The sequence below is a fragment of the Nocardioides sp. genome (assembly GCF_050699375.1).
Classification (GTDB): Bacteria; Actinomycetota; Actinomycetes; order Propionibacteriales; family Nocardioidaceae; genus Nocardioides.
The window spans coordinates 1-3,028 of the sequence record NZ_JBOHDN010000265.1; the positions used below are offsets into that span (position 1 = coordinate 1).

Here is a 3,028-nt window from a genome sequence, read left to right on the forward strand (position 1 = left end):
GATCGCCGATCTCGCTGTGGCCGAACGGTCCCGACTTCTCGATCGTCTCGCAGGCGTGGACCGAGCTGGGTCTGTCGTCCTACCTGGTCAACACGGTGGTCATCGCTGCCGGGTCCTGGGCCGTGCAGGTGCTGGTCGCCACCACCGCGGGCTATGCGCTCTCGGTGCTGCGGCCGCGGCTCGGCCGGGTCCTCTACGGCGCCGTGCTCGCCACGATGTTCGTGCCGACGGTGCTGCTCCTGGTCCCGCTCTACCTCACCGTCCTGAGCCTGCCGGTCGTGGGTTGGTCGCTGGTCGGGACGTACGCCGGTGCCTTCCTGCCCGCGGGTGCCTCGGCGTTCAACGTGGTGATCATGAAGCGCTTCTTCGACAGCCTGCCCCGCGAGATCCTGGACGCCGCGCGGATCGACGGCGCCGGCCCGGTCCGCCTCTTCTGGTCCGTCGTCCTGCCGATGTCGCGGCCGGTGCTCGGTGTCGTGTCGGTCTTCGCGGTGCTGGTCGCGTGGAAGGACTTCATCTGGCCGCTCATCGTCCTGCCCGACCCGGCCAAGCAGCCCATCGCCGTCCGGCTGCCCTCGATCGCGCCAGCGACCGACCTGTCCGTCCTGCTCGCCGCGATGGCGATCTCGGCCGCCCTCCCGATCCTCTTCTTCCTCGTCTTCCAGCGGTTCTTCCTGCGTAGCGACGGGCTCGACGGGGCGGTGAAAGGCTAGGCGGCGCCTGCGGAGATCCGGCCCGGGCGGCCTCATAGCGAGACGTCGAAGACCAGGGGCACCAGGGTCAACACCGTGAGAAGTGTGACGATGAGGCCGATGATGTTGAGCCAGATGCCGGCCCGGATCATCGACCGGATCGGAAGCTCGCCGGTCGCGAACGCGACGGAGTTCGATGGGGTCGCGACGGGCAGCATGAATGCGCAGCTCACCGCCAGGGTGATGGCCACCGTCATGATCAGAGGGTCGATCCCGGTGCCGACGGCGATCGCCCCCATGATCGGGAAGAAGGCGGCCGCGGTCGCCGTATTGCTGGTGAGCTCGGTCAGCAGGATGACGACCAGGCTCGCGACGCCGATGATCACCAGCGGCGGAGCGAAGTCCAGACGGGACACGCTCTCGCCGATCCAGTCGCTCAGGCCGGTGGCGACAAACTGGGCTGACAGAGTGAGACCGCCCCCGAAGAGGATCAGAAGACCCCATGGGACCTCCCGCGTCTCCTGCCAGGTCAGCAGCGGCCGCGCGTCCTGTCTCGATCGTGGGATGATGAACAGGAGGCATGCGGCCACGATCGCCACGCTGGTGTCATCCACCCTGGCCAGCCAGGGCAGGCGGTCGGCGACGACAGAGATGTCGGCAAGCAGCGGTACGAAGATCCAGGAGAACGCGGCCAGCGCGAAGACCACGAGCACTCGGCACTCCTGCGGGGTGATAGGACCCAGGGAGTCGAGCTCGGCGCGGATGAGTTCCCGCCCGCCGGGGATCTCGTCCACCTCGGAGCGGAACACCAGTTTGGTGAGGATGACCCACGTCGCTGCCAGCATGACTACGGCGACCGGCACGCCCACCAACATCCACTGGGCGAAACCGATCTGGATGTCGTGGGCGTCATCGAGGTATGCCCGCATCAGTGCCATCGGGGGCTGGCCGATGAGTGTCGCCATCGACCCCATCGTCACTCCATAGGCGATGCCCAGGAGAACGCCCGCGGTGAGCTTCGGCGTCTGCAGTTCGGGGTTGAGACTCCGGATGAGGCCCAGGATCGAGGTGCCGATGGGCACCATGATGACCGCCGTCGCCGTGTTGCTCACCCACATCGAGATGAACGCGCTCGCGCACATCAGGCCGAGTACGATCTGGGCAGGTCGTGTACCCACGGCCAGGACGGCGCGCAGAGCCACGCGGCGGTGCAGATCCCAACGCTGCGCGGCCAGGCCCAGGATGATGCCGCCCAGGACGAGGAAGATCACAGATCCGGCGTACGGCGTAGTGGTGGCCGTGATGTCCGCGACGCTCAGCACGGGGAACGCCGCGACCGGGATGAGGGCCGTGACTGCCAGCGGGACCGCCTCGGTCATCCACCACACGGCCATCAAGCAAGCGACCGCGGCGACCGTGCGGGTGTCGACGTCGAGGCTGTCCGGCATCAGGAAGAAGACCAGAGTGGCCACGGAAGGTCCAGCCAACAGGGGAAGCAGGTTGCGGCTCGCGGTCTCGGTCTTATCGGTTTGCTTCGTCGCGGTTGCGAGCGTCATGGGGCCTCCTTTGTGCCGGACGCCACATTAGGTCCCAAATTAAGCAGAGGGATTGACTAAAAAGCGAGCTATTGATCGACTCTGACAATCAATGCTGGTCGATCGTCCGGGACCGTATGGCTGGGACGCACGACCTCGAGACGGACGGGTCGCCGGAAAGGGACCGATCGTCAGCTGGATCCTCGGATCGGTCAGCAGGTCGGTCGTCGAGGACGCGCAGTGCCCGGTCGTCGTACTGTGCCGGGCGTCGGCGGGGCGGGCCGCGGCGTGCTCGCCGGCATCGACGGGACCAGTGTCTCCGATCCTGCCCTGGAGTTCGCCTTCGACCAGGCCGGACCATCACCTGGTCGTCATCGGACCTCTTTTGCCGCCGGCGTGTAGCAGCACAGCACCGTCACCGGCAGGTTCCGGCGGGAGCGGTGGCCAACCACCTCCTGGACCACGCGCACCGTGTCGTCGCCACCATCCCGACGACCTACGCCCGAGCAGGTACGACACCTCCGGCCAACGCGGTGTGAGCCCGGGTCCCGGAGGAAGCCTGGGCGGTGAGCGCGCGGCGCAGCCGCGCGATCGGGCCGGGGCTGTCGATGCCGACGGCGCCGACGGGGCTGCCCTCTCGCCGGTAGAGGACGAACCCGTCGCCGTGGTCCTCGTCGTCGGCTGCGGTGGTCTCACCGACGACCTGGATGCGATGGCCGTGCCAGGTGGACCAGGCGAACGGGACCGCGGTGAAGACCTCGGCGGCACCGGCGGCGTTGGCTCCGGCGACCCGACCCTGCT

At 67.9% G+C, this 3,028-nt stretch carries 3 protein-coding genes; 1 reads left to right on the forward strand and 2 read right to left on the reverse strand.

What is annotated here, in order from left to right:
- Window positions 1–713: carbohydrate ABC transporter permease (locus ACRDPS_RS19255; protein ID WP_431503270.1), on the forward strand; the 713-nt coding region annotated here is incomplete at its 5' end.
- Window positions 714–745: 32 nt separating this feature from the next.
- Here the strand turns inward: ACRDPS_RS19255 and ACRDPS_RS19260 are convergent.
- Both ACRDPS_RS19260 and ACRDPS_RS19265 read right to left on the reverse strand, forming a co-directional pair.
- On the reverse strand, window positions 746–2,248 hold the full coding sequence (locus tag ACRDPS_RS19260; RefSeq protein ID WP_431503271.1) for an SLC13 family permease: 1,503 nt from the start codon (window positions 2,246–2,248) through the stop codon (window positions 746–748).
- A 475-nt stretch (window positions 2,249–2,723) separates the two neighbouring features.
- A partial coding sequence (locus ACRDPS_RS19265) for an oxidoreductase C-terminal domain-containing protein (RefSeq protein WP_431503272.1) occupies window positions 2,724–3,028 on the reverse strand: 305 nt, incomplete at its 5' end.

Coding starts and splice junctions, on each gene's coding strand:
- ACRDPS_RS19260 (WP_431503271.1), bottom strand. CDS start 2,248: ATGACGCTCGCAACCGCGACGAAGCAAACCGATAAGACCGAGACCGCG.